Source organism: Pseudofrankia inefficax, from assembly GCF_000166135.1.
Lineage (GTDB): Bacteria > Actinomycetota > Actinomycetes > Frankiales > Frankiaceae > Pseudofrankia > Pseudofrankia inefficax.
This window is the reverse complement of sequence record NC_014666.1, coordinates 4,341,078-4,362,727: the sequence shown is the minus strand read 5'-3', so window position 1 is coordinate 4,362,727 and position 21,650 is coordinate 4,341,078. Positions and strand designations below refer to the sequence as shown.

21 protein-coding genes and 1 pseudogene are annotated in these 21,650 nt (G+C 72.0%); 10 read left to right on the top strand and 12 right to left on the bottom strand.

Annotated elements, in window-relative coordinates:
* The first annotated feature begins 26 nt into the window (after positions 1–26).
* Positions 27–722 carry a VOC family protein gene (locus FRAEUI1C_RS17600; RefSeq protein ID WP_013424671.1) on the top strand — a complete coding sequence of 232 codons (696 nt, stop codon included), beginning with the start codon at positions 27–29 and terminating at the stop codon, positions 720–722.
* On the opposite strand, the gene FRAEUI1C_RS17595 is transcribed toward FRAEUI1C_RS17600, so the two are convergent.
* From FRAEUI1C_RS17595 to FRAEUI1C_RS17580, 4 genes are all read right to left on the bottom strand, one after another.
* A complete protein-coding gene (locus FRAEUI1C_RS17595; protein WP_013424670.1) occupies positions 688–1,671 on the bottom strand; it encodes a D-2-hydroxyacid dehydrogenase family protein in 984 nt (327 codons plus the stop codon). The two genes, FRAEUI1C_RS17600 and FRAEUI1C_RS17595, sit on opposite strands and share 35 nt — an antisense overlap.
* 50 nt (positions 1,672–1,721) lie before the next feature.
* Positions 1,722–2,189 carry a hypothetical protein gene (locus FRAEUI1C_RS17590; protein ID WP_041259444.1) on the bottom strand — a complete coding sequence of 156 codons (468 nt, stop codon included), beginning with the start codon at positions 2,187–2,189 and terminating at the stop codon, positions 1,722–1,724.
* Complete coding sequence (locus FRAEUI1C_RS17585; protein ID WP_013424668.1) at positions 2,186–2,776, bottom strand: ester cyclase; 591 nt, start codon at positions 2,774–2,776, stop codon at positions 2,186–2,188. Before FRAEUI1C_RS17585 ends, FRAEUI1C_RS17590 begins: the two co-directional genes overlap by 4 nt.
* A 64-nt stretch (positions 2,777–2,840) precedes the next feature.
* Positions 2,841–3,269: an ester cyclase gene (locus tag FRAEUI1C_RS17580; protein WP_013424667.1), complete on the bottom strand. Its 429-nt coding sequence runs from the start codon at positions 3,267–3,269 to the stop codon at positions 2,841–2,843.
* A 123-nt stretch (positions 3,270–3,392) separates the two neighbouring features.
* Between FRAEUI1C_RS17580 and FRAEUI1C_RS41665 the strand changes: the two genes are divergently transcribed.
* Positions 3,393–4,007, top strand: a complete 615-nt coding sequence (locus FRAEUI1C_RS41665; protein ID WP_013424666.1) for a TetR/AcrR family transcriptional regulator — start codon at positions 3,393–3,395, stop codon at positions 4,005–4,007.
* Between the two features lie 213 nt (positions 4,008–4,220).
* Here FRAEUI1C_RS41665 and FRAEUI1C_RS41120 read toward each other — a convergent pair whose 3' ends face one another.
* A complete protein-coding gene (locus tag FRAEUI1C_RS41120; RefSeq protein ID WP_232425463.1) occupies positions 4,221–4,364 on the bottom strand; it encodes a tetratricopeptide repeat protein in 144 nt (47 codons plus the stop codon).
* A gap of 113 nt (positions 4,365–4,477) precedes the next feature.
* Positions 4,478–4,699 (bottom strand): annotated as a pseudogene (locus FRAEUI1C_RS41115) (toll/interleukin-1 receptor domain-containing protein); the annotation flags it as partial.
* A 1,045-nt stretch (positions 4,700–5,744) separates the two neighbouring features.
* Here FRAEUI1C_RS41115 and FRAEUI1C_RS39625 point away from each other — a divergent pair.
* The 3 genes from FRAEUI1C_RS39625 to FRAEUI1C_RS17570 all read left to right on the top strand — a co-directional run bounded on the left by FRAEUI1C_RS39625 (position 5,745) and on the right by FRAEUI1C_RS17570 (position 8,386).
* Positions 5,745–7,007 (top strand): ubiquitin family protein, encoded by a 1,263-nt coding sequence (locus tag FRAEUI1C_RS39625; protein WP_013424663.1) that lies wholly within the window; start codon positions 5,745–5,747, stop codon positions 7,005–7,007.
* Positions 7,000–7,362 carry a hypothetical protein gene (locus FRAEUI1C_RS39620; protein ID WP_013424662.1) on the top strand — a complete coding sequence of 121 codons (363 nt, stop codon included), beginning with the start codon at positions 7,000–7,002 and terminating at the stop codon, positions 7,360–7,362. Before FRAEUI1C_RS39625 ends, FRAEUI1C_RS39620 begins: the two co-directional genes overlap by 8 nt.
* Positions 7,363–8,086: 724 nt before the next feature.
* A complete protein-coding gene (locus FRAEUI1C_RS17570; protein WP_041259442.1) occupies positions 8,087–8,386 on the top strand; it encodes a hypothetical protein in 300 nt (99 codons plus the stop codon).
* A 59-nt stretch (positions 8,387–8,445) separates the two neighbouring features.
* Here FRAEUI1C_RS17570 and FRAEUI1C_RS17565 read toward each other — a convergent pair whose 3' ends face one another.
* Positions 8,446–9,486 (bottom strand): GlxA family transcriptional regulator, encoded by a 1,041-nt coding sequence (locus FRAEUI1C_RS17565; RefSeq protein WP_013424661.1) that lies wholly within the window; start codon positions 9,484–9,486, stop codon positions 8,446–8,448.
* A gap of 115 nt (positions 9,487–9,601) precedes the next feature.
* Between FRAEUI1C_RS17565 and FRAEUI1C_RS17560 the strand changes: the two genes are divergently transcribed.
* Complete coding sequence (locus tag FRAEUI1C_RS17560) at positions 9,602–10,255, top strand: cysteine hydrolase family protein (RefSeq protein ID WP_013424660.1); 654 nt, start codon at positions 9,602–9,604, stop codon at positions 10,253–10,255.
* On the opposite strand, the gene FRAEUI1C_RS17555 is transcribed toward FRAEUI1C_RS17560, so the two are convergent.
* On the bottom strand, positions 10,205–12,460 hold the full coding sequence (locus tag FRAEUI1C_RS17555) for an MMPL family transporter (protein ID WP_041259439.1): 2,256 nt from the start codon (positions 12,458–12,460) through the stop codon (positions 10,205–10,207). The genes FRAEUI1C_RS17560 and FRAEUI1C_RS17555 overlap by 51 nt on opposite strands.
* Before the next feature lie 80 nt (positions 12,461–12,540).
* Here FRAEUI1C_RS17555 and FRAEUI1C_RS17550 point away from each other — a divergent pair, with 80 nt between their 5' ends.
* Positions 12,541–13,941, top strand: coding sequence for a pyridoxal phosphate-dependent decarboxylase family protein (locus tag FRAEUI1C_RS17550; RefSeq protein WP_013424658.1), 1,401 nt, complete (start codon positions 12,541–12,543; stop codon positions 13,939–13,941).
* Here the strand turns inward: FRAEUI1C_RS17550 and FRAEUI1C_RS17545 are convergent.
* From FRAEUI1C_RS17545 to FRAEUI1C_RS17530, 4 genes are all read right to left on the bottom strand, one after another.
* Complete coding sequence (locus tag FRAEUI1C_RS17545; protein WP_013424657.1) at positions 13,901–14,899, bottom strand: epimerase; 999 nt, start codon at positions 14,897–14,899, stop codon at positions 13,901–13,903. The genes FRAEUI1C_RS17550 and FRAEUI1C_RS17545 overlap by 41 nt on opposite strands.
* A 15-nt stretch (positions 14,900–14,914) precedes the next feature.
* Complete coding sequence (locus tag FRAEUI1C_RS17540) at positions 14,915–15,628, bottom strand: TetR/AcrR family transcriptional regulator (RefSeq protein ID WP_013424656.1); 714 nt, start codon at positions 15,626–15,628, stop codon at positions 14,915–14,917.
* 336 nt (positions 15,629–15,964) lie between these two features.
* Positions 15,965–18,139, bottom strand: coding sequence for a PLL family lectin (locus FRAEUI1C_RS17535; protein ID WP_013424655.1), 2,175 nt, complete (start codon positions 18,137–18,139; stop codon positions 15,965–15,967).
* A 181-nt stretch (positions 18,140–18,320) separates the two neighbouring features.
* Complete coding sequence (locus tag FRAEUI1C_RS17530) at positions 18,321–18,569, bottom strand: hypothetical protein (RefSeq protein ID WP_013424654.1); 249 nt, start codon at positions 18,567–18,569, stop codon at positions 18,321–18,323.
* A gap of 206 nt (positions 18,570–18,775) precedes the next feature.
* On the opposite strand from FRAEUI1C_RS17530, the gene FRAEUI1C_RS17525 reads away from it, so the two are divergent.
* From FRAEUI1C_RS17525 to FRAEUI1C_RS17515, 3 genes are read left to right on the top strand one after another with little or no spacing between them, the layout of a single operon-like run.
* Complete coding sequence (locus FRAEUI1C_RS17525; RefSeq protein WP_013424653.1) at positions 18,776–19,708, top strand: Nif3-like dinuclear metal center hexameric protein; 933 nt, start codon at positions 18,776–18,778, stop codon at positions 19,706–19,708.
* A gap of 30 nt (positions 19,709–19,738) precedes the next feature.
* The gene (locus tag FRAEUI1C_RS17520) at positions 19,739–20,482 is read left to right on the top strand and encodes a zinc ribbon domain-containing protein (protein ID WP_013424652.1); all 744 of its coding nucleotides are present in this window, start codon (positions 19,739–19,741) and stop codon (positions 20,480–20,482) included.
* Entirely contained in the window at positions 20,483–21,649 is a 1,167-nt protein-coding gene (locus FRAEUI1C_RS17515; protein ID WP_013424651.1) for a bifunctional RNase H/acid phosphatase, read from the top strand. It abuts the gene before it with no gap.
* Position 21,650: the final 1 nt, after the last annotated feature.

Below are 21,650 nucleotides of genomic sequence, written 5' to 3'. Positions count from 1 at the left end.
GCCCGTCCGCACCTAGCGTCAGCGGCATGGCTTCCATCGACTTCGTCACCCTTGAGGTGGCCGACACCGCCGCCGCCACCGCCTTCTACGACACCGCCTTCGGGCTGGGCGACCAGCTCCGGCTGCGCGCCTCGGACGCGCCTACCGACGGCTTCCGCGGCTTCACCCTCTCGCTCACGGTGTCCCAGCCCGCCAACGCCGACAGCCTCTTCGACGCGGCCCTGGCCGCCGGAGCGACGGCGCTGAAGCCGGCCGCGAAGTCCTTCTGGGGCTACGGCGGCGTCCTGCGGGCCCCGGACGGGACGATCTGGAAGATCGCGACCTCGGCGAAGAAGGACACCGCCCCGCCGAGCCGGGAGGTCGACGACCTGGTGCTCCTGCTCGGGGTGACCGACGTGGGCGCGAGCAAGCGGTTCTACGTCGAGCACGGGCTCGCGGTGGCGAAGAGCTTCGGCCCGATGTACGTCCAGTTCGACACCCCGTCCAGCCCGGTCAAGCTGGGGCTTTACCGGCACAAGGCCCTCGCCAAGGACGCCGGGGTCTCGCCCGGCGGGTCCGGGTCGCACCGGCTCGTGATCGGCGGCGAGGTCGGTGCGTTCACCGACCCGGACGGGTTCGCCTGGGAGCTCGGCGCGCCTCGGACCTCAGGCGCACCCAGGCCGTCCGCCGAGCTCGCCGCCGGCCAGCTCAGCCCGGCCGGCGCCGAAGGACCTCGGGGTTGATGACGTTGATCGGCTGGCCGGCGGCGTAGGCGTTGATCTGGTCGAACACGTCGGCGAACTGCAGGTCCCACTCCTCCCTGGTGACGTAGCCGATGTGCGGGGTGGCGACGACGTTCGGCAGGGCGAGCAGCGGGTGTTCGGGGTCGCGCAGCGGTTCGTCCTCGAACACGTCCACCGCCGCGCCGCCCGGCCGGCCGGCGCGCAGCGCGGCCACCAGCGCGCCCGGCTCCACGAGGCCCGCGCGGCTGGTGTTGACGAGCACCGCGGTCGGCTTCATCCCCGCGAGGTCCGCCGCGGTGACCAGGCCGCGGGTCGCGTCGACGAGCCGCAGGTGCAGGGACAGCACGTCCGACGTCGCGAAGAACGCCTCCCTGGTCGGCGCCGGGGTGTGGCCGTCGGCGGCCGCCCTGGCGAGCGACTCCGGCCGGCCCCACACCTGCACCCGCATGCCGAACGCCCGGCCGTAGCCGGCGACGACCGCGCCGATCCGGCCGTAGCCGTAGATACCGAGGGTCCTCGACCGGAGGGTGTGGCCGACGCCGGCCTGCCAGGTTCCGGCCCGCAGCGACTGCGTCTGCTGGGGGATCTGGCGCATCGCCGCGAGGATGAGGCCCCAGGTCAGCTCGGCCGTCGCGTAGGACGGCGAGTCGGTGTGCAGGTTCGACGACACGACGACCCCGGCCCGGGTGCACGCGTCGACGTCGATGTGCGGGTAGACGCTGCGCTGGCTGATCAGCCGCAGCCGCGGCAGCCGCTCGACCAGCGGCGCCCGGACCTCGGTCCGCTCCCGGATGAGCACCAGCGCCTCGTGCTCGCGCAGCCGCTCGGCCAGCAGGTCGACGTCCTCGACGTGGTCGTGGAAGACCGTCACGTCGTGGCCGGCGAGCCGGTCGAAGCAGTCGAGGGTGCGCAGGGTGTCGAACCAGTCGTCGAGTATCGCGACCTTCATCGCCGTCTCCTTGCCGGGTTGGTCGGCGGACGCCCGCCGCGCGTCGTGGGTCAGGCGTGGATGCCGCAGTGCTGACCGAGGTAGTCGCTGATGTTCTGCAGCGAGTCCCGCAGCTCCTGGCCACCGGCCTCCTGGGAGAGCGCCGGGTCGGGGGTGCCGTTCTCGGCGAGCAGCGCGTGCTCGAAGGCATCGAACCGGACGAAGTCCGGGTGGATGACGGCGGGGGCGGCGGTGGTCAGGTCGTCGATGTTGGCCAGGACCTGGCGCTCCTGCTCCGGGGTGGTCGAGTCGCCGTCGAACACGTTGAGGTTCGCGGCTCCCTTCGCCCGGGCCAGGGCGCAGAACGCCGTGTCCGCGTCGGCCGAGGTGCCGGTCCGCGCGGGCGACCCGCTCGCGGCCGGCGCCGACGCCGGCCGGGCTGTCGAGGTGGCGCCGTCGCCGGCGTGGCAGCCGGCGGCCACCGCCAGCGCGAGGACGGCGAGGGCGAACGGCCGGGCCTTGCGGTACATGATGATCATCTCCTGGGTGCGGTGTCGGCGGGACGGGAGGCGCGGGAGCGTTCCCGCCGCCGCGCGAGGACCATCCGCGCGATGTACGCCGGTCGCGGCGGGATCCAGCCGAGCTGTTTGGCCATGTCGAGGTCGTCGCGGACGGCGTCGTGCTCGGCGATCGCCCCGTCGGCGACGCGGAACCAGTGCACGTGCCGGGCGGCGAAGGGGCGGCCGGTCGGCGGGAAGACCTCGGTCACGGCGCCGTCGGGCGAGTCGTGGACGACGAACGGGCCGGTGTGGGTGGCGTGCAGGGTCGCCCAGACGGTGGCGCGGTCCCCCGTCACCTCGATGTGGTGGATGTCGAAACGCGGCTCGCTGAAGGCCCGCCGCAGCCAGAGCGCGGTCGCCTTCAGGGCCTCCGGGCCCCGCCCGCGGGCCGCGGGCGGCTCGTGGCCGGCCCGGTGGTTGACGTAGTCCGGGGTGACGTTGCCGTCGGCGAGGTCCAGGTCTCCGGTCTCGATGACCGCGAACTGCTCGCGGACCAGGCGTTCGACGGTCGCCGGGTCCGTCGGGGCGGCGGGCGGCAGGGCGCGCGCCGCGGTGTGGTCGATCATGGTGGCTCCTCTCGGCGGCGGCCCCTGACGTGGGGCCGCCGCCGGCTCGGAAGGTGTGACGGCGTCAGATCGCGGCGGTGACCGCGACCTGCGCCGCGAGCTGGTCGACGCCGACGTAGGCCCAGTGCCGGACGCCGCGGGCGCCCTCGTCGCACTGGACGATGTGGAACTGCTCGACGGCCACCCGGCTGCCGGTCGGCGCGATCCCGAACAGCGGTGCGCCGGTGTGGGTGCCGGTGAGGTGGACGCGGGCGGCGACCCGGTCACCCTCGGCGACCAGGTCCTCGACCGAGGCCGCCAGGTCGGGGAGGGCAGCGCGCAGCATCCGGATGTTGCCCTTCAGGTGAGCGCGGAAGTCCGGCTCGTCGTCGGCGAAGGGGTGCCGGTCGACGGCCTCGGGGGCCAGGCAGGCGTCGACGACGTCGAGGTCGCCCTGGGTGAAGGCCTCCTCGAAGACGCGGCGGACGGTGCGCTTGTTCGCTTCGGTGTCCACGACCTGTTCCTTTCCTGATCATGCGCCGAGGCGCGGAATTGAGTGCAGTCGAGCTGCTCTCACTGCACCTATAGTGCTTTCGATGCAGCGTCACTGCATCGAAGGCAGTGCTACTGTACCCACGTGGCTCCGGCTGTCAACACACCCACGTACCGCCAGATCCAGGCGCAGCAGACCCGCGACCGCATCGCCGAGGCGGCCCGCCGGCTGTTCGCGGCCCGGGGCTACCGGGCGACGAGCATGGAGGCGATCGCGGCCGAGGCCGGCGTCGCGGCGAGGACCGTCTACTCGGCCTTCGGCGCGAAGCGGGAGATCCTCTCGGCCATCTGCGAGCGCTGGCTGGAGCAGGCCGACGCCCGCGGCCTGGCCGAGGTGACGATCGCCGAGCCCGACCCGAGGTCGCGGCTGCACGCGGCCGCCCACTGGCTACGGGCGCTGTACGAGGCCGGCTTCGACGTGGTGACCCTGTTCGCGGCGGCCTCCGACGAGGACGCCGAGACCCGGGCGCTCCTGCAGGCCAAGCTCGCCGGCCGCAACCAGGTGATGGACGCGATCATCGCGTCGCTCGACGGCACCCTGCGGGTCCCCGTGGCCCAGGGGCAGGCGATCTACCGCGCGCTCGCGGCCCCCGGCGTGTACGGCGAGCTCGTCGTCGAGTCCGGCTGGTCACCCGCCGCGTTCGAGGAATGGGTCGCGCACACACTGGTCCGCGAGCTGCTCGACCCGGCGACGCCGTAGCCGCCCCTTGAGCCGCCCGACTGACGGCCAGCCTTGATCATGATCCCGAGTTTGGCCCTCAAACGGTTGCGACCAGGCTCGGTCATTGGCTTGGCGACATATATGACCTGCGTCATATTATCGAGTGGTCGAGGGGGCCTTAGGGTCATCGCCTACGCAACCAGAAAGTCGTAGCACGAATCTGACCGCCACGGTTGCCCGCTGGTGCGACGGTCAGTCGCGCTGTCGGGTCCGCTTGCCCGCCTTCGCGAGGTTGTGCGCGGTGTGGAGGGTGTTGGCGTGGTCGGGGCCGAGGGTGCGTCGGCGGCGTTCGAGGGTGACCTCGTACAGCGTCCGGGCCGCCTGCCGATCACCCAAGCCGTGGGTTCGTCGGCCGGTGGGTGTAGGCGTTGCACGGGGAAGTCTGGGGCTCTGTCGGGTTTGGCGCGGCCGTCGAGTGCGTGGCGGACGTTGCGTAGGAGCTGGCCGCTTGCCTGTTCGGGGTCGTGGCCGAACAGGTCGATGGAGACAATGCCGCCTAGGACCCCGGGCCGCTGGCAGTCCTCGATCCGGATGGGGAGCAGTTTGCGGGTGAAGCCGCGGGGGTCCTTGCGGTGAGCGGTCTGCCACTCCTCCTGACCGAAGACCGAAGTGAGGTAGGCGTTGGACAGGACGGCGACGGTGCGTTGGGCGGTTTCCATGCCTTCCTGCATGCGGAACTGCGACGTGGGCACTTCTCGGGCGCGCGGCGTTTCCCTGTGTGCGCGGGCCTGGCGGCTCTCCGCGGGTCCGGTGCGCCCGTGGGAACTTCCTTGGGGCGGCTGTCTTCGGCCCTCCCATTTTTTGCTCCCATCCCCCATGGGTGCCGAACTTAGCGGAATGGTGTCGGTGTCAAGGGTCGCCCGTAGGGTGATAGACCTACCGACGGGCGTAGCCCGCCCTTGATACCGGCGGCATTCCGGTAGACCATTGGCACCGCCGGGAAATGGGCATCCCACAGATACCCGCCGCGCGCCGCTGCGATGGCTATTCTCGCCGTGCGACGTCGGCTCCCTTGCCGCGCCGGGTGCAGGCCGCTGCGGGCGGTCTCGCGTGGGCGTCCGGCGGATCGGATCGTGGGGTGTGCTGACGGATTCCGCGGTGGCCTTCCTGGTCCGTGGCGACGGGCCCGACGCTCCGACACGCGCGGGCGGGGTGGCAGCCCGACACGTCCGGGGTGCCGAGCGAAGCGAGGCGGGGCCCTGGGGCGGGGCCTCACCCGTGCGTGGCGCGTGCGGCGGGCACGGCGCGGCGGCCGAAGGCCGCCCTTAAAACCCGTACAGAAAAGTTCGCGACGTGATCTTCGGGTCGAGTCGTTCGAGCCCAGTCGTGGCACCGCAGAACGCGAGCAGGAGTCGCCGCCAGCAGCCCGTGCGCGCGCCGTTGATCCAGAGCCTGGGCCTTGGCTCGCGGCTCAACACGGAAGCTTCAGTGCCACGACTGGCCACTGGCATACCCCGTGGCCGCTGGTCGAACGTGCGTCATCGCTCAGGCTCAGCCTCGGCACCGACGCAACCCCGACCGGACGCCTGTGCTGGTGCGCGAGGTCCGGCGGTACCGGTGATCTCGGCGGACATCGCCTTCCCACGTGCAGGACGTGCAAGGTAACGAGCCGGAGTCCATTGGAGCGGCTCGTTGGCATCCGCTACGCTGAGCATCCGGCTTGTCCGCATGGGCACTCGGCGGCCGAGTTAGTACACACGACGGCGGGGGTGTCGAGTGCGTATCAGAATTTACAAACTTGAAGGTGATCATGCGGTCACCGGCGAAGCTTCATTGGCGCGGAAACTTGCCTATTACATACGAGATTCGTTTGAGCGTGAGGAAGCGGAGCAGCCAGGCTCAGGCAGGGGCGACCCTGCCACGCTGGACGTCGAGAAACTGACGGCGGAGATCGAGCGGGTCACTTTCGAGATCGAAGTTGACGCCAAGACTCGCATAGACAAGGTGATTAACGTTGCTGTGCAAAGGGCGATGGATGAGGGGACCGCAAATAATCTACCACGTAGAATTGGGTGGCCGCACCCACTAAAGATTCAGGAGAGATCCGTCGGTCCGAGGATATGGCTGACGGAGTCCGGTACTGAACGAGAGCTACCAGGCAACCGATCTCTGGCGGCAGAGGGTATCGACGACGGAGACATCCTCACCCTCCGAATTGAACACCCGGCCGAAGCGTCCTACATGCTCGGTCCGGGACCTGACCCGGAATTCTGGTTCGACGCGATTAGATCCGACCGTGGGGAGCCACCCCAGGGTGGTGAATACCTCTGGGGGGCCGTCCTATATACGGACGAAGACGCGGGTATCGCAGCGTATATACGACGGTACTTCCTTGAATTAAATATTCTCTCTGGCGGAACCCTTCGCCTTCTGGTCGTCGAGAAGCCAAGCGATTGGCGGGAAGCGAAGAAGTACTGGCGAGAACATCTGGACCCGGAGACCTTCCAGATGTTTGCGCAGCTTCGTTGGCTATTTTACAAGCCGTATGATCGGCGGCGTGTCTATGAGATCGCCGCGGCTTTAAACGTTCGCGCAGATCAGCTTCCATGTATCGCTTTACTGGCCCCGTCGAGCAACGAACCTCCCCTAGTATTTCCCATTCCGGCATCGCCAACTCCCGACTACTTCCGGAAGCTGTTTTCTCAGCTGGCAACTGTCATGGGCGACCACCCGACCAAGCCTATGGACGTCCGGCGTGGTGCACATTACGGTTACGGACGGGCTCTTCCGGAGGGGAGCGGCCGTGGGCGACATGCCGCTCACGGACCGACCGGCACTGTCCTACCCGCAGACGCGGCGAGCAAGAATTTGCAATGGAATGAAATTAGCCGACGACACCAGGCTATCGTTTCTGCCCTCAAGCCGCAGGAGGGTGGCGGCGCTTCGAATACTTACACTTTCTTTGGCAATACAGTGTTTCTTAATCGACCGTCGTTCGGGCCAGGCGAAGGCCCACTTAAGGTGGATGATGATGGCTGATCAGTTCAATTTTCACGGCCAGACGACATTTATCAACCGGCCCAAAGATACCGTAATTCGCGACTTCCAGAATACCTACGTTTCTTCGGCGGGTGACGACAGCCGCGAACTGCTTGAGCGACTGGAAGCACTGGTAAGCATCATTCTCGACAGCGACGATCTAGCCGCATCAGACAAAGAAGATGCCGTGCAGGCGGTGCATGAGATTGCGGACGGAGTTGCAACTAAGTCGAAAAGTCGAATTACGCTGAAAGGTACGCTACAGGCACTTAAGGATGTGGTGTCTGGCGCGGCAGACATTGCTGGGCCAGCAATTGAGATCGTCAGCTCGATCCTGACCTTGGTAAAAGGGTGAATGACCGATAGTCGTCGGCGCTCGCGCCGGACCATCTAATCACGTCGAGGCGATCGTCGCCCCTCTGCGCCGGCCCAGGAGCGGCGGTTAACGGCGCGGCGACCGGAGCGTTGGTAGCCAGGGTGCCACGTCCGTTAGCCGAGATCGCCGTATTCCACAAGCCTAGGTACGCGGGCCGCAGGCCCCGGTAATGAAGCAGCGCCCGACTTGACGACATAGCCACAATTGGCCTCGCAATGGCAGACCGTTAGTTCCACCGCACAATAAGGCCGCGAGTTCTCGCGCGTCAGGCAGGCGGTATCTGAAGGTGGTTCGGGTGGTCTTTGCGGTGGCTTTGTGCTGTTCGGAGGGCTAGACGGTGGCGCCTGGCGGTAGTGCTCGGCGGGCTGGGAGTTGGTCGGCTAGCTCGCGGATTGCGGGGAGGCGGCCCCATTCTGGTTTGGCTGCGAGGTGGCGGTATATCCCGGCGGCTGCGTTGGCGGTCCGTCCGTGGTCGTTGCCTCGGGCGGCTGTCAAGGCGTCGCGGATCGCGGCGGCGGCCTGTTCGGGGTCGGGGTGGGGCCGTCGGAGGAATGCGCGGGCGAGCGCGAGGTGGGATCCGGCGAGCTGGTTGTGCCGGCCTGTGGGTTCGAGCAGGGCCAGTGAGTTGCGGGCGTGGTGTTCGCCCTGGTCGCCGCGTCCGAGGTAGCCGAGTGTGACGGCGTTGAATGCCTCGTAGCCTTCCTTGTACGCCGTCGGCTCCGGACGCATCGACCTCCACATCCGCTGGCCCTACGAAGGGCCCGACCGCACCCACCACCTTCAACGCGAAGCCATCGAGATCAAGAACTGGCGCGCCGGCCGGCCGAACCCCCTCAACGCCGGACTCAAACAGCTCGACCGCTACCTCAGCCGACTCGGCCTCGACACCGGCACCCTCGCCATCTTCGACCAACGCCCCGACGCCCCGACCATCGACGAACGCACCACCCTCACCACCGCGACCAGCCCGGCCGGCCGCACCATCACCGTCCTCAACGGCTGACCCACACGATCAGCGCCAGGTCTCGCTTCGCTGTCGACGGCGAGGGTGGGCCTGGGCGGTCACCTGGACGCGAACGTGGCGCGGTAGGCCTGGGGTGACACACCGACCAGCCGGCGGAAATGCGGCCGCAGTGCCACGCCGTCCGAGAACCCGGCGAGCCCGGCGACTGCCTCGACGCCGAGGTCGCTCGACTCCAGCAACTGCCGCGCCCGCAGCACCCGCTGGCCGAGCAGCCACTGTAGGGGCGAGCTGCCGACGTGCGCGCGAAAGCGCCGGTCGAAGGTCCGCCGGCTCATATGCGCGCGCCCGGCCATCGCGTCGACGTCCAGGTCGACGTCGGCGAGGTTGGCCAGCGCGAACTCGACCGCCGCCGCCAGCGCGTCGCCGGTCCGCGGCGTGGGGACCGGGCGTTCGATGTACTGCGTCTGGCCACCGGCTCGATGCGGCGCGACGACGAGCGCCCGGGCCACCGCGTTCGCCGCGGCCGGGCCATGCCCGCGGCGCAGCAGGTGCAGACAGGCGTCGATGCCGGCCGCGCTGCCGGCGCTGGTGACCACGCTGCCCTCGTCGACGTAGAGCACGTCGGGGTCGACGCGCACCTCAGGATGGTCGTGGGCGAGCGTCGCGGCGTGCGCCCAGTGTGTCGTCGCTCTGCGCCCGTCCAACAGCCCGGCGGCGGCGAGGACGAACGCGCCCAGACACAGCCCGACGACCGTGGCGCCATCGCGGTGCGCCGTGACCAACCCGTCGAGCAGCTCGGCGGACGGCGGTTCGCCGCGGCCGGGCTCGCGCCAGCCCGGCACGATCACGATGCCGGCCGACTCCAGCGCGTCGAGCCCGTGCGGCGGGTCGAGGGTGATGCCGGCCGAGGTCCGCAGGGGTGCCGGTTCGCCCGCGACCGCCAGCACGTCGAACCGTGGCATGTCCGGATGCCCGGCGGCGCCACCGAACACGCGCGCGGGCACCGACGCCTCGAACATCGGGATGTCGTCACCGAAGACGACCGCCACGGCGGACGTGCTCCGCGCTCGGGACGCCGCGCGCGCCAGGGATTCTGCGGGCACCGGCGTGCCGACGGGTGGCGGAGCATCGGCGATCATGGCGTGATCCTATCGGAAGGTGGCTTTCAAGCCACTCACGATCGGGCCGGCCGAGGCGCGAACCTGACGGTGTGCCGGCACAGGCCGGTACCCAGCGCTCAGGAGGGCGACACCGATGACCGAAAGGCCGATCGAGACGACGGCGGTCGGATCCGTCCGGCGCGCACTCGTCGTGATCGACGTCCAGAACGAGTACGACGCCGACGGCGCGCTGCCGATAGCCCACCCGCCGTTCGCCGTGGCGATGGCGAACGTGACCGCGGCGATGGACGCTGCACGCGAGTCAGGAGTGCCCGTCGTCGTCATCCAGCACGACGCGCCGGCCGACTCTCCCCTGTTCGCCGTGGGCAGCTCCGGCTGGGAGCTCCACCCCGCGGTCGGCGGGCGTCCGCGCGACGCGCTGTTCCGCAAGACACTGCCCGGCTCGTTCACCGGCACCGGCCTGGAGGCCTGGCTGCGCGCCCACGCGATCGACACGCTGACGGTCGTCGGCTTCATGACGCACTGGTGCGTCGACACGACCACCCGGCAGGCCGTGCACGCCGGGTTCTCCGTGGAGGTGCTGGCGGACGCCACCGGCACGATCGCCTACGCGAACAGCGTCGGCACGCTGGACGCGCGGCAGATGCACGAGCGGGCGCTTACGGTGCTTCACGGCGGAATGGCGGCGGTCGGCACCACCGAGGCGTGGCTCGCGGCGCTGCGCGGCGGCGGCCGGCTACCCGCCAGTTCGCTGCCCGAGTCCGCCCTCGCGGCCACCGCCGTCTGAGACCACCGGCTCGGGCGCCGGCTCGGATTCCGGCCTGGGCGCGGGCACCGAGTGAGGCCCGGAGTCGGCTTCGAGCCGGGGCAGCGCGCGGTCGAGCCAGCCGGGCAGCCACCAGTTGGCCCGGCCGAGCAGGAACATGGCCGCCGGGACGACGACGAGCCGGATCAGGGAGGCGTCGATGAGCACGCTGGCGCCCAGCCCGAGCGCGATCATCTTGATGACGACGTTGCTGGAGAGCAGGAACGCGAGGAAGACGCTGGTCATGATGAGGGCCGCGCAGGTGATGACCCGGGCGGTCGCGGCGAGCCCGTCCGCGACGCTGCGGCCGTTGTCGCCGGTGGCGAGCCACCGCTCGCGGACCCGGGACAGCAGGAAGACCTCGTAGTCCATCGACAGCCCGAACACGATGGCGAACATCATCATCGGCACGTACGACTCGATGGGCACCTTCTCGTCGACGCCGAGCAGCGAGCCGCCCCAGCCCCACTGGAAGACCGCGACGACGACGCCGTAGGCGGCGCCGATCGAGAACAGGTTGAGCAGCGCGGCCTTGAACGCGAGGAACGGGCTGCGGAAGCTGACGAGCAGCAGCAGGAACGCCGCGAGGATGACGACGGCGATGATGACCGGCAGCCGAGCGGAGACCTGGTCGCGGAAGTCGAGGTTCGCCGGCAGGTTCCCCGTCACGTAGCCGTGGCTGCCGGTCCCGGCGACCACGGCGGGCAGCGTGTCGGCGTGCAGCCGGGCGAGCAGGTGGTCGGTGGCCGGGTCCTGCGGGCCGGTGGCCGGCAGGACGGTGGCGACGAGCAGCGCGCCGTCGCCGGTGGTGCGGGCCGGGATGACCGTGGCGACGCCCGGCGTGCGGGCCAGCGCGCGGTCGAGGCCCGGAGCCAGGGCCGCGCCCGACTCACCGCCGGCCAGTTGGATGACGACCGTGAGCGGGCCGTTCGCCCCCGGCCCGAACGCGTCGGTGATGGCGTCGTAGGCGCGGCGGTCGGTGTAGGAGGTCGGGTCGGCGCCCGCGTCGACGTGCCCGAGGGTCATCGACAGCAGCGGGACCGCCAGCACGGCCAGCGCGGCGACCCCGGCGCCCAGGAACCGCCACGGATGGCGGCCCACCGCCGCCGCGTACCGGTGCCAGCCGGTCCCGCCCGCGTCGGTGGGCGCCTCGGCGACGGGACGGCGCACCCACAGCCGGTCGATGCGGCGACCGGCCAGGCCCAGCAGGGCCGGCACGAGCGTGATCGCGGCCAGCGCGGACACCGCTACGGTGATCGAGGCGGCCAGGCCCAGCTTGCCGACGAAGCCGATCCCGGAGGCGAACAGGCCGAGCATCGCGATGACGACCGTCGCCGCCGCGACGAGCACGGACCGACCGCTGGTGGCGAGCGTGCGGGCGACCGCCTCGACCGGCTCGACCCCGTCCATGACGAGCTGGCGGTGCCGGGTGGACAGGAACAGCGCGTAGTCGATCCCGACGCCGAGCCCGATCATGATGCCGAGCGTGGGGGACACCGATGAGAACGTGGTCACCGACGCGACCATGCCGAGCACCCCGACGCCGGTGCCGACGCCGAACAGTGCCGTGAGGATCGGCAGCCCGGCCGCGTAGACGCTGCCGAACCCGACCAGCAGCACGACGATCGCGACGGCGATGCCGATGATCTCCGAACGTGCCTCGTTCGCCTTCGGCCGCGCGGCGTTGCCCAGGGCGCCGCCGTAGTCGACCTTCACCCCGGCATCGCGGGCCACGGCGACCGCCTGGTCGACGGTCGCGAGGTAGGACCGCCCCAGGGTCACCGGCTTGACGTCGAAACGCACCGTCGCGTAGGCGGTCCGGCCGTCCGTCGACACGGTCGCCGCGGCCAGCGGGTCGCTGACGGCCAGGACGTGCGGAAGCCTCGCGAGGTTGCCCGCCGCCGCGGACAGCTGGGACGCGTGGGAGCGCAGCGCGCCGGCCTCGACGGTGAACACGACCTGGCTACCCAGGCCCCCGGCCTTCGGCGCGTGGGCCCGCAGCAGGTCGGCGCCCTGCTGGGCCGACGAGCGGGGCAGCTGGAAGTCGTCCGAGTAGCCACCACCCGCGAGGCGGTGGCCGACCGTCGCGGCGACGAGCAGCAGGACCCAGCCGGCGACGACCCACCATCCGTGCCGGGCACAGAACCGGCCAGCCCGGGCCACCGGGCCCGGCCGAGGTGCTGTCATGGCCGACACGGTAGGCCATGCGCTGTCCGCCCAGGCCCGATCTGGGCCGCGCTGGGCCGATTGTCCGGCAGGATGGGCCGGTGGACCGAGACGACGACCAGGACCTGCTTCGCGCCGCCGCCGGAATGGCGCTGGAGTACGCCGTGACGGTCGACGACCGCCCGGCGGCACCGGACGCGGCGGCGCTCGCGGGGCTGGCCGTGTTCGACGAGCCGCTGCCGGCGACCGGCGCGCCCGCCGAGCAGACGCTGAAGCTGCTGCACGCCGCCGGCAGCCCCGCCACCATGGCCTCCGCCGGCGCGCACTACTTCGGCTTCGTGATCGGCGCGACGCTGCCCGCGGCGCTCGGCGCCTCGTGGCTGGCCAGCGCGTGGGACCAGAACGCCGCCCTGCCCGCGATGTCCCCGGCGGCGGCCCGGCTGCACGAGGTGACCCGGGGCTGGCTGCTCGACGTCCTCGGCCTGCCGGCCGGCGCGGCCGTCGCCTACGTCACCGGCGCCACGATGGCGAACGCGGCGAGCCTGGCCGCCGCCCGCGACGCGCTGCTCGGCCGGCTCGGCTGGGACGCGCAGGCCGACGGCCTGTTCGGCGCCCCCGCGTTCGACGTCGTCGTCGGGGCCGGCGCCCATTCGACCCTGCGCAAGTCGCTCGGCCTGGTGGGGCTGGGGCGTTCCCGGGTGCACATCGTCCCGACCGACGAGCAGGGCCGGCTGCGGGCCGACCTGCTGCCCGACCTGCCCGGCCCGGTGCTGGTCTGCGCCCAGGCCGGCGAGGTGAACACCGGCGCGTTCGACCCGTTCGACGACATCGCCGACTGGCTGGCCCGCCGCCCGGCCGAGGCGAAGGGCTGGCTGCACGTCGACGGCGCGTTCGGCCTGTGGGCGCTGGCCGATCCGGCCCGTCGGGACCGGCTGTGCGCCGGGCTCGACCGGGCCGACTCGTGGGCCACCGACGGCCACAAGTGGCTCAACGTCACCCACGACTGCGGCATCGCCTTCGTCCGCGACCCGGCCCACCTGCGGCACACGTTCACCGCGGCGGCCGGCTACACGCCCATGGGCGACACGTTCGACGCGATGCACCACACCCCGCAGTCCTCGCAGCGGGCCCGTCAGGTCGAGGTGTGGGCGGCGCTGCGCACCCTGGGCCGGGCCGGGGTCGCGGACCTCGTCGCCCGCTCCTGCGACGCGGCCACCCTGATCGCCGACCGGCTGCGGCCCGAGCTGACGGTGCTCAACGACGTCGTCCTCAACCAGGTCCTGCTGCGCGTCGACGGCCCGGACGGGCCGGACGCGGCGGCCACGTCGGCGCTGATCGCCGAGATCCAGGCCGACGGCCGGATCTGGTGCGGCGGCACCCAGTGGGACGGCGCGCCCGCCCTGCGGGTCAGCGTCTCGTCCTGGAAGACCGGCCCCGACGACGCGGCGTTCGCCGCCGACGTCATCCTCGCCTGCGCCGCCCGGGTGCGCGCCGCGGCCTGACGCCGTCGGTCGCACCGGCCCGGGCCACGAGATCGCGGGCGGCCTCGGGCCAGGTGGGGAACTCGAAGGCGAAACCCGCGTCGAGCAGCCGCCCCGGCACCACCCGGCGGCTCTTCAGGAGCAGCTCGGTGTCGCTGCGCAGAACGAGGGCACCGAGCTCGGCCATCCACCGCGTCGCCGGCAGCCCGATCGGGACGCCGGCCGCCTCGCGCAGGGCCGCCATGAAGACGCGCATCGGCAGCGGACTGGCGGTGGCGAGGTTGACCGGGCCCGCGAGGTCGTCCCGGTCCAGGAGGAGGTCGACGGCCCGGGCCAGGTCGTCGCCGTGAATCCAGGACATGTACTGCCGGCCACCGGCGACCGGCCCGCCGAGGCCGCGCCGGGTCAGGCGCAGCAGCATGTCGAAGGCGCCGCCGGGGGCGGGGGCCATGACGATCGACGTGCGGAGCGCGACCTTGCGGGTGGCCGGGGTCGGGGCGTCGGCCTGGGCTCGTTCCCAGTTCCGGGCGATGTCGACGCTGTAGGCCCAGTAGGCCGGGACGCCGGCCTCGGAGCCGCCCAGGACACCGGTCGCCTCGTCGTTGGCGTGCTCGTAGGTGTGCGCGTAGATCGTGGCCGTGCTCATCTGCAGCCACACCCGCGGCGGCTGGGCCGCCTGGGCGATCGCGGCGCCGACGACGGTGGCCGAGTCGACCCGCGAGGCCATCATCTCCCGCAGGTTGGCGTCGGTGTAGCGGCAGTTCACGCTGCGCCCGGCGAGGTTGATCACCGCGTCGGAGCCGTCGAGCTCGGCGGCCCACTCCCCCGTGGTGCCCCCGTCCCAGGGCACGACGCGGGCGCCGGGCACCTGCGCGTCCGGGCGCCGGCTGAGGACGACCACCTCGTGTCCCGCGGTCCGCAGTGAGCCCGTGAGCAGACGCCCCAGGTGCCCGGTACCGCCCGGCATGACGATCTTCATGGCGTCCCGCCCTCGCTATCGGTGGTCGGCGCTCACGCGCAGGTCGGCCAGCAGGGTGTGCAGGTCGTCGGCGGCGGCCCGCAGCACCGGGAGCCGGGTGAGCGAGACGGTTCGGGCGATCATCCGGGCGGACGAGTCGACCAGCCGGCGGGTGCGGGCCTGGCCCGGCGAGGTGTCGTAGACCCAGAAGAGCGTGATGCCGAGGTAGGCGAGCCAGAGCAGCTCGGGAAGGTCCTTGGCGAGCGGGCCTCCGGGATGGGCGTCGGAACCGGCGAGCACCTCGCGGAACAGCCCGATGGCGGCGGAACGGGCCGCGGTCGATTCGGGGCTGAACGGGCTCGACGCCGAGGTCGGCGCGATCGCCACCCGGATGAACGACCCGGCGAACTCGTGGTACGGCGACATCTCGTCGATGCCGGCGTGCAGCACCCCGCGCAGCCGCTCCGCGAGCCCACGGCCCCGCAACGCGTCGGCGGCCCGGAGCCGGTGTCCGTCCTGGATCAGGGCGTAGAACTCCTGGACCAGCTCCTCCTTCGAACCGAAGTAGTAGTAGGCGTTACCCAGGGAGACTCCGGCGGACTGGGCGACGGCGCGCATCGTCGTCTGGTCGTAGCCACGGTCCCGGAACGAGGCCAGAGCGGTCTGGAGAATCAGCTCCCGCGTCGCGACACCCTTCGCCACCCGCTCGGCCAGCCGCGCGGCCTGACCGGCACCGTCACCTGCACTCATACGCGGCTCCCGGGCAGAGTTGAACTCGTTCAAACCGAACACTACCGCGCGGTTTGAACACGTTCAACCTGCGTGGGTCCTATGTGATGGTCGCGAATCTCGTCCGTAGTCGACCGCGAGGTAGGAATGGAGCCCGATCCGGGCGTCCGGGTGATCAGGAAGCCGGCGCACGGCGTACGGACCCGGTAGCGAGAGCCGCTCCACCGTCATGATCGCGGTTTCGGCCCTGCGGTGGTTGTGAAAACGCCCTCGTCACGATCGCCCCAGGGCCAAAACGGCGATCAAGGCCGCGCGAGCGCGGCTCACCGCGAGCAGGGGCCGCGCCCCCGCCCCGGGCTAGGCGATGCGGTTGGCGGGGAACCAGGCGCCGGAGGCGTCGCGGAACATCTGGTAGAGCCGGTCGGCGATGCGGACGACCACTTCCAGGTGGCCCTGGAAGGTGGACTGCATCATCGCGACCGCGTCGACCTTGCCGAGGTTGGTGGCGAACGGCCGCGGGCCGCTCCACGGTGTGCCGGCCGCCTGGTTGTTCCGGTAGAAGTGGATCAGCCCGGAGGTCGCGGACGGGACGACGACCTCGAAGTTGCGGGCGCCGGGGAAGCTGCTCTCGATCAGCACCGGGTTGCCGGCGGTGCCGTCGCCGAACCAGGTGGTCAGGTGCCAGGCCGCCGCGGGCGTCTGGTCACGCCAGATGTGCCCGAGCCTCGTGCCGGCCCGGATCACCGCCTCCAGCGCGCCCGGCGGTGTGCCCCGGTCCCCCTGGATCAGGCTCACCGCGTCGATGTGGCCGAGCTCGGGCAGGATCTGGCGCGGGGTGCTCCACGGGTAGAGGAAGGCGTCGTTGTTGCGCCACATGGATATCAGGCCGGTGCCGGTGGCGGGGTAGAGCATCTCGAAGTTGCCGTGGGCGCCGTAGCCGCCCTGCACGAACGACGGCACCCCGGCCGCGCCCGTCGCGATCTTGGTGGGCGTCGACCAGACGAAGGCTCCGGTGCTGTCCCGCCACAGGTGGTAGAGATCGGCCCCGACCCGCACGACGCACTCCAGCGAGCCCGGGTTCGACAGGTTGGACTGGATCATCGTGACCGCGTCGAGCTTGCCGAGGGCCTGCGCGGTCTGGAACGGGTCCTCCCACGGGTAGCCGGGCTGGTCGAAGTTCTCCCAGCGGTGGGTCAGCCCGTCGAACGACGACGGCACGACCAGCTGGAACTGCCCGAGGTGGCCCAGGCCCTTGGACTGGACCAGCACGGGGTTGCCCGACGCGCCGCGGCCCCAGCCGATGTGCGCCGGGGTGAACCGGCAGAACGCGAAGGTGTTGCCCCGCATCAGGCAGTCGACGGGGTTCGGCGCGCACGAGTCGCAGTTGCCGTTGGGCGCGCCGAAGCGGCCGAAGGAGCCACCGCAGTCGCAGCCGGACGAGCCGTACTCGTCGACGGCGCCGAACACGTGGCTGGACTCGTGGGCGAACACCCGGTCGAGGTTGTCCGGGCCCCAGCCGTCGTTGGCGTAGGTGAGCACGATCCGCGGGCCGCCGATCGCGGCGTAGGCGAAGTACTGCACCGGGTACTTGGTGACGAACGCGACATAGCCCCACGCGGTGCCCAGCCGGGAGCGGATCGCGTTCGCGTAGTCGTAGACGCCGTCGAAGTTGGCCTGGTAGCCGAGCTTCGCCATCGTCGGGTCGCGCCAGTAGGCCTCGAGGTCCGACTGGGAGGCGTCCGCGGGCTGGGTCAGCCGCACGATCTGGATGTCGTAGCTGAAGGTGATCCCGGCGGCCGGGTTGCTGGTGGCCAGCCACGACAGGCCGTTCTGGGCCTCGGCGACGACCTTCGTCCGCTCGGCGGCGGTGAACTGCAGGTCGGCGGTCGGCCCCTCGACCATGATCAGGCCGACGGCTACGGAGCCTTCGAGGTAGGAGCTCAGTGGCCCGGCCGTGGAGTTGGCGTCGCTGGCCGCGCCGCCCCCGTCCCCGCTGGTCGCCGTCGCGACGAGGGTCGCCGTGGCGGCGGGAGCGCCGGCCGCCGGCGGCGCGGCCGGGTGGGCGTGACCGGAGGCGCCGTGCGGGGGCGCGACGTCGGTGCACGGGCGGTCCATGTCCCACGGCTCGCCGGCGCGGGGCCGGACCTGCTTGGCCCGGCGGTAGGCGGCGCTCGCGCGCAGCCGGAAGGCCTCCAGGCCGAGGGTCTCGGTGCGGTCGAGCCCGGCCAGGCCCGCGGTGGCGACGACGGTGCCGTCCACCGGCCCGTAGGAGCCATTCGCGGCGCCCGGGACCGGCTTCGCGACGGCGGCCGCCGGGCCGTCGCCGCTGCCGGGGGCGCCGAACACGTGGACCCGGCCGTAGCGGTGCAGTGTCCGCTCGCCCGCCTCGGGATCGGCGCCGGTCGACGCGGCGGTGGGCTGCTGGCCGGCTGGCCCGGCCGCGATCACGGCCTCCCGCGGTCCGGCCACCATGGCGTCGGACGCGCCGGGCGCGATGAACACCCGCTCGTCGGCCGGAACATCCCCCGCCATAATGATCTTTTGTCCTCTCATTGGTGCGCCGTGGGGAGACCCGTGGGGATTTGTATCGCGCCAAACCCGCCGGATGTCATGGTTCCGGAGAGCTAGACACCGTCCTACCGCGTCTCGCTATCGCGTTCGGACGTCCGGTCTGGTACCGGCCCAAATCAGGGCCGCTGGAATCGCGGCTGGCTCAGCCGGGCATCCGGTGCTGCGGGCCGCCACCGGTCGACGGGCCGCCGGACATGTCGGGCCAGGCCGGCATCTGCATCGGCATGCCCGGTGACAGGCCGTTCTGACTGGCCTGCGCGGCCTGCGCGCTCATGGCCTCGGAGACCTTACGCATGATCGCCTCGACGAGCCGGACCGCTTGGCCTGTTGCCAGGTTGAGCACGATCTCGGAGTCGCCGGCGACCTGGAAACGAACCGACACGTCGGCCATCCGTGGTCTCCTCTTCGTCGTAGATGCCAGACACGTCCCGATGTGGGCGGTCTGTGTGGCAGTGACCGAAGAAACGTAGCGCGTGCGTGTCGGCGGAGTTCTCCGGTGGGCGGCCAGAAGACGGCCCGGTGGGAATTCGCGCGGCCGTCGCGGCCGGCCCGCGCCGCGCGGCCGTCGGCCCGCGCGCCGCCGGTAGGGTCGGGTCGATGACCGATCTTCCGAACGCGGCGCCGGCCGGGGGTGCCGGGCGGCCGGCGACCGTGGCCGACTGCGTCGCCGCCCTCGAGGAGGCCTACCCGCCCGGGTTCGCCGAGTCGTGGGACGCCGTCGGGCTCTCGGTCGGCGAGCCGGGTGCCACGGTGGGCCGGGTCCACTTCGCCGTCGACCCGACCGTGGAGGTCGCCGCCGAGGCGGCCGCGCTCGGCGCCGGCCTGCTCGTCACCCACCACCCGTTGTTCCTGCGTGGCGTGCACGGCGTCGCCACCACGACCGCCGGCGGCCGGGTCGTCACGACGCTGATCCGGGCCGGCGCCGCGCTCTTCACCGCGCACACGAATGCCGATGTGGCCTGCCGCGGCGTCAACGACGCGCTCGCCGCGGCGCTCGGCCTCCTGGACGTCCGCCCGCTCACCGAGGGCCGCCCGCTCACCGGGGGCACAGCCAACCCGGGGCTCGGGCGGATCGGCGAACTGCCGGCCGTCGAGCCGCTGTCGGCGTTCTGCGCCCGGGTCGCCGACGCGCTGCCGGCGACCGCCGCCGGGGTCCGCGCCACCGGCGACCCCGACCGGCCGGTCCGCCGCGTCGCCGTCTGCGGCGGCTCCGGCGGGGAGCTCGCCGCCGCGGCGGCCGCGGCCGGCGCCGACGTGTTCCTCACCGCCGACGGGCGCCACCACCACGTGCTCGACGCGGTCGCCGCGCTGCCGGTCACGATCGTCGACGTGGCGCACTGGGCCAGCGAGTGGCCCTGGCTCACCCATGCGGCCGAGCGGCTCACGACCGCCCTCGCGGCCCGCGGCCGTACCGTGGTCACGTCGGTGTCGACGCTCGTCACCGACCCGTGGCGGCTGCACCTGCCCACCGCACGTCCGGACGGCACAGCCAGCCCGGCGGCTGGCGTGCCCGCCACCGAAGCCCAGTAGCCCTGCCTGCCGAGGAGTCCCTGACATTCGATGAAGGCCGACCCAGCCACCCAGCTCCGCCTCCTCGACCTGCAGGTCCTCGACTCCAGCCTGGACCGGCTGGCGGCGCGGCGCCGTGACCTGCCGGAGCTCGCCGTCATCGCCGAGCACGCGAAGGCCGTCGAGGCGTTGAAGGCCGACATCGTCCGGGTCGAGACCGAGATCAGCGACCTGAGCCGGACGCAGCGACGGCTCGACGACGAGATCGACCTGGTGCGCTCGCGGGCCGACCGGGACCGCCGCCGGCTGGAGTCCGGCCAGGTCGGGAACGCCCGCGAGCTGGAGAACCTGCAGGCGGAGCTGGCGTCACTGGCGCGCCGGCAGGGCGTCCTGGAGGACGAGGCACTGGAGAAGATGGAGGCCGCGGAGGAGCTCGACGGCCGGCTGGTCACGCTCGCCGCCGAGCGCGACCGGGTCCAGGGCGAGCTCGACGTCGCCGCCCGGGCCCGGGACGAGGCGTTCGGCCAGATCGACGCGCAGGCCGGCGACCAGCGCCGGGAGCGCGACAAGCTCGCCCCGGTGCTGCCCGCGCCGCTGGTGACGCTCTACGAGAAGATCCGCGCGAGCTCGAACGGCGTCGGCGCGGCGAAGCTGGTCCGCCGCCGGTGCGAGGGCTGCCACCTGGAGCTCTCGGGCGCCGAGCTGCGCGAGGTCGCGGCCGCGGCCGCCGACGAGGTGGTCCGCTGTGAGGAGTGCCGCCGGATCCTGGTCCGCACCGCCGAGTCGGGGCTCTAGGTGGCGGCGAAGGTCGTCATCGAGGCTGACGGCGGGTCGCGGGGCAACCCCGGCCCGGCCGGGTACGGCGCTCTCGTGCGGGACGCCGACAGTGGCGCCCTGCTGGCCGAGCGGGCCGGCGCGATCGGCGTCGCCACCAACAACGTCGCCGAGTACCAGGGGCTGATCGCGGGGCTGCGGGCCGCGGCCGAGGTGGCGCCGGACGCCGACGTCGAGGTCCGGATGGACTCGAAGCTCGTCGTCGAGCAGATGAGCGGCCGGTGGAAGATCAAGCACCCGGCGATGCGGCCGCTGGCGGCCGAGGCGGCCGAGCTCGTCGCCGCTAGGCCGTCCCCGGTCCGCTACCGGTGGATTCCGCGCGAGCGCAACAAGGACGCCGACCGGCTGGCCAACGAGGCGATGGACGCGGCGGCCGCGGGCCGCACCTGGGAGCCGTCGACGCCGCAGTCCCCCGACCCGGCTCCGGTCGAGACCCCGGCCACCCGGCGGCTGACCGGCTGGGTCGCGCCGCCCGCGCCGCCGACCTGGACGGTGCTGCTGCGCCACGGCCAGACGAAGGTGTCGGTCGAGAAGCGGTTCGGCGGCCTGGTCGACGCGCCGCTGACCGAGGTCGGTCTGGCCCAGGCCGCGGCGGCGGCGGGCCGGCTGCGCGGCGAGGCGTTCGACGCCGTCCTCACCTCACCGCTGCGCCGGGCCCGCCAGACCGCCGAGGCGGCGCTGCCCGGCCTGGCCCCGGCGGCCGGGCGCGACGAGGTGGAGCTCGTCGTCGACGAGCAGCTGCGGGAGACCGACTTCGGGGTGTGGGAGGGGCTGACGTTCGCCGAGGCGCGGGAACGCCACCCGGACGAGCTGTCCGCGTGGCTGGCCGACCCGGCCGTCCCGCCGCCCGGCGGGGAGAGCCTCGCGGCGACGATCGAACGAGTCCGGGTCGCGCTCGACCGGCACCGGGCCGAACGCCCCGGCGGCCGGCTGCTCGTCGTCACCCACATGGGGCCGATCAAATCGGCCGCGTCGCTGGCGCTGGCCGCCGGCCCCGGGGTCTTCTACCGGCTCCATCTGGATCTGGCGTCGCTGACGACGATCGCCTGGTACGCGGACGGACCGGCCGTCCTGCACGCCTTCAACGACGTGAGCCACCTGCCGGGCGCCTCGCTGGCCGGCGAGTAGC

Bases quoted from the DNA above. Each gene is read 5' to 3' on its own strand.
- FRAEUI1C_RS17545 (WP_013424657.1), bottom strand. From the start codon at position 14,899: ATGAAGATCGTCATGCCGGGCGGTACCGGGCACCTGGGGCGTCTGCTC.
- FRAEUI1C_RS17535 (WP_013424655.1), bottom strand. From the start codon at position 18,139: ATGGCGGGGGATGTTCCGGCCGACGAGCGGGTGTTCATCGCGCCCGGC.
- FRAEUI1C_RS17525 (WP_013424653.1), top strand. From the start codon at position 18,776: ATGACCGATCTTCCGAACGCGGCGCCGGCCGGGGGTGCCGGGCGGCCG.
- FRAEUI1C_RS17585 (WP_013424668.1), bottom strand. From the start codon at position 2,776: ATGATCGACCACACCGCGGCGCGCGCCCTGCCGCCCGCCGCCCCGACG.
- FRAEUI1C_RS39620 (WP_013424662.1), top strand. From the start codon at position 7,000: ATGGCTGATCAGTTCAATTTTCACGGCCAGACGACATTTATCAACCGG.
- FRAEUI1C_RS17530 (WP_013424654.1), bottom strand. From the start codon at position 18,569: ATGGCCGACGTGTCGGTTCGTTTCCAGGTCGCCGGCGACTCCGAGATC.
- FRAEUI1C_RS17595 (WP_013424670.1), bottom strand. From the start codon at position 1,671: ATGAAGGTCGCGATACTCGACGACTGGTTCGACACCCTGCGCACCCTC.
- FRAEUI1C_RS17600 (WP_013424671.1), top strand. From the start codon at position 27: ATGGCTTCCATCGACTTCGTCACCCTTGAGGTGGCCGACACCGCCGCC.
- FRAEUI1C_RS17540 (WP_013424656.1), bottom strand. From the start codon at position 15,628: ATGAGTGCAGGTGACGGTGCCGGTCAGGCCGCGCGGCTGGCCGAGCGG.
- FRAEUI1C_RS17560 (WP_013424660.1), top strand. From the start codon at position 9,602: ATGACCGAAAGGCCGATCGAGACGACGGCGGTCGGATCCGTCCGGCGC.
- FRAEUI1C_RS17555 (WP_041259439.1), bottom strand. From the start codon at position 12,460: ATGACAGCACCTCGGCCGGGCCCGGTGGCCCGGGCTGGCCGGTTCTGT.
- FRAEUI1C_RS17565 (WP_013424661.1), bottom strand. From the start codon at position 9,486: ATGATCGCCGATGCTCCGCCACCCGTCGGCACGCCGGTGCCCGCAGAA.
- FRAEUI1C_RS17590 (WP_041259444.1), bottom strand. From the start codon at position 2,189: ATGATCATCATGTACCGCAAGGCCCGGCCGTTCGCCCTCGCCGTCCTC.
- FRAEUI1C_RS17520 (WP_013424652.1), top strand. From the start codon at position 19,739: ATGAAGGCCGACCCAGCCACCCAGCTCCGCCTCCTCGACCTGCAGGTC.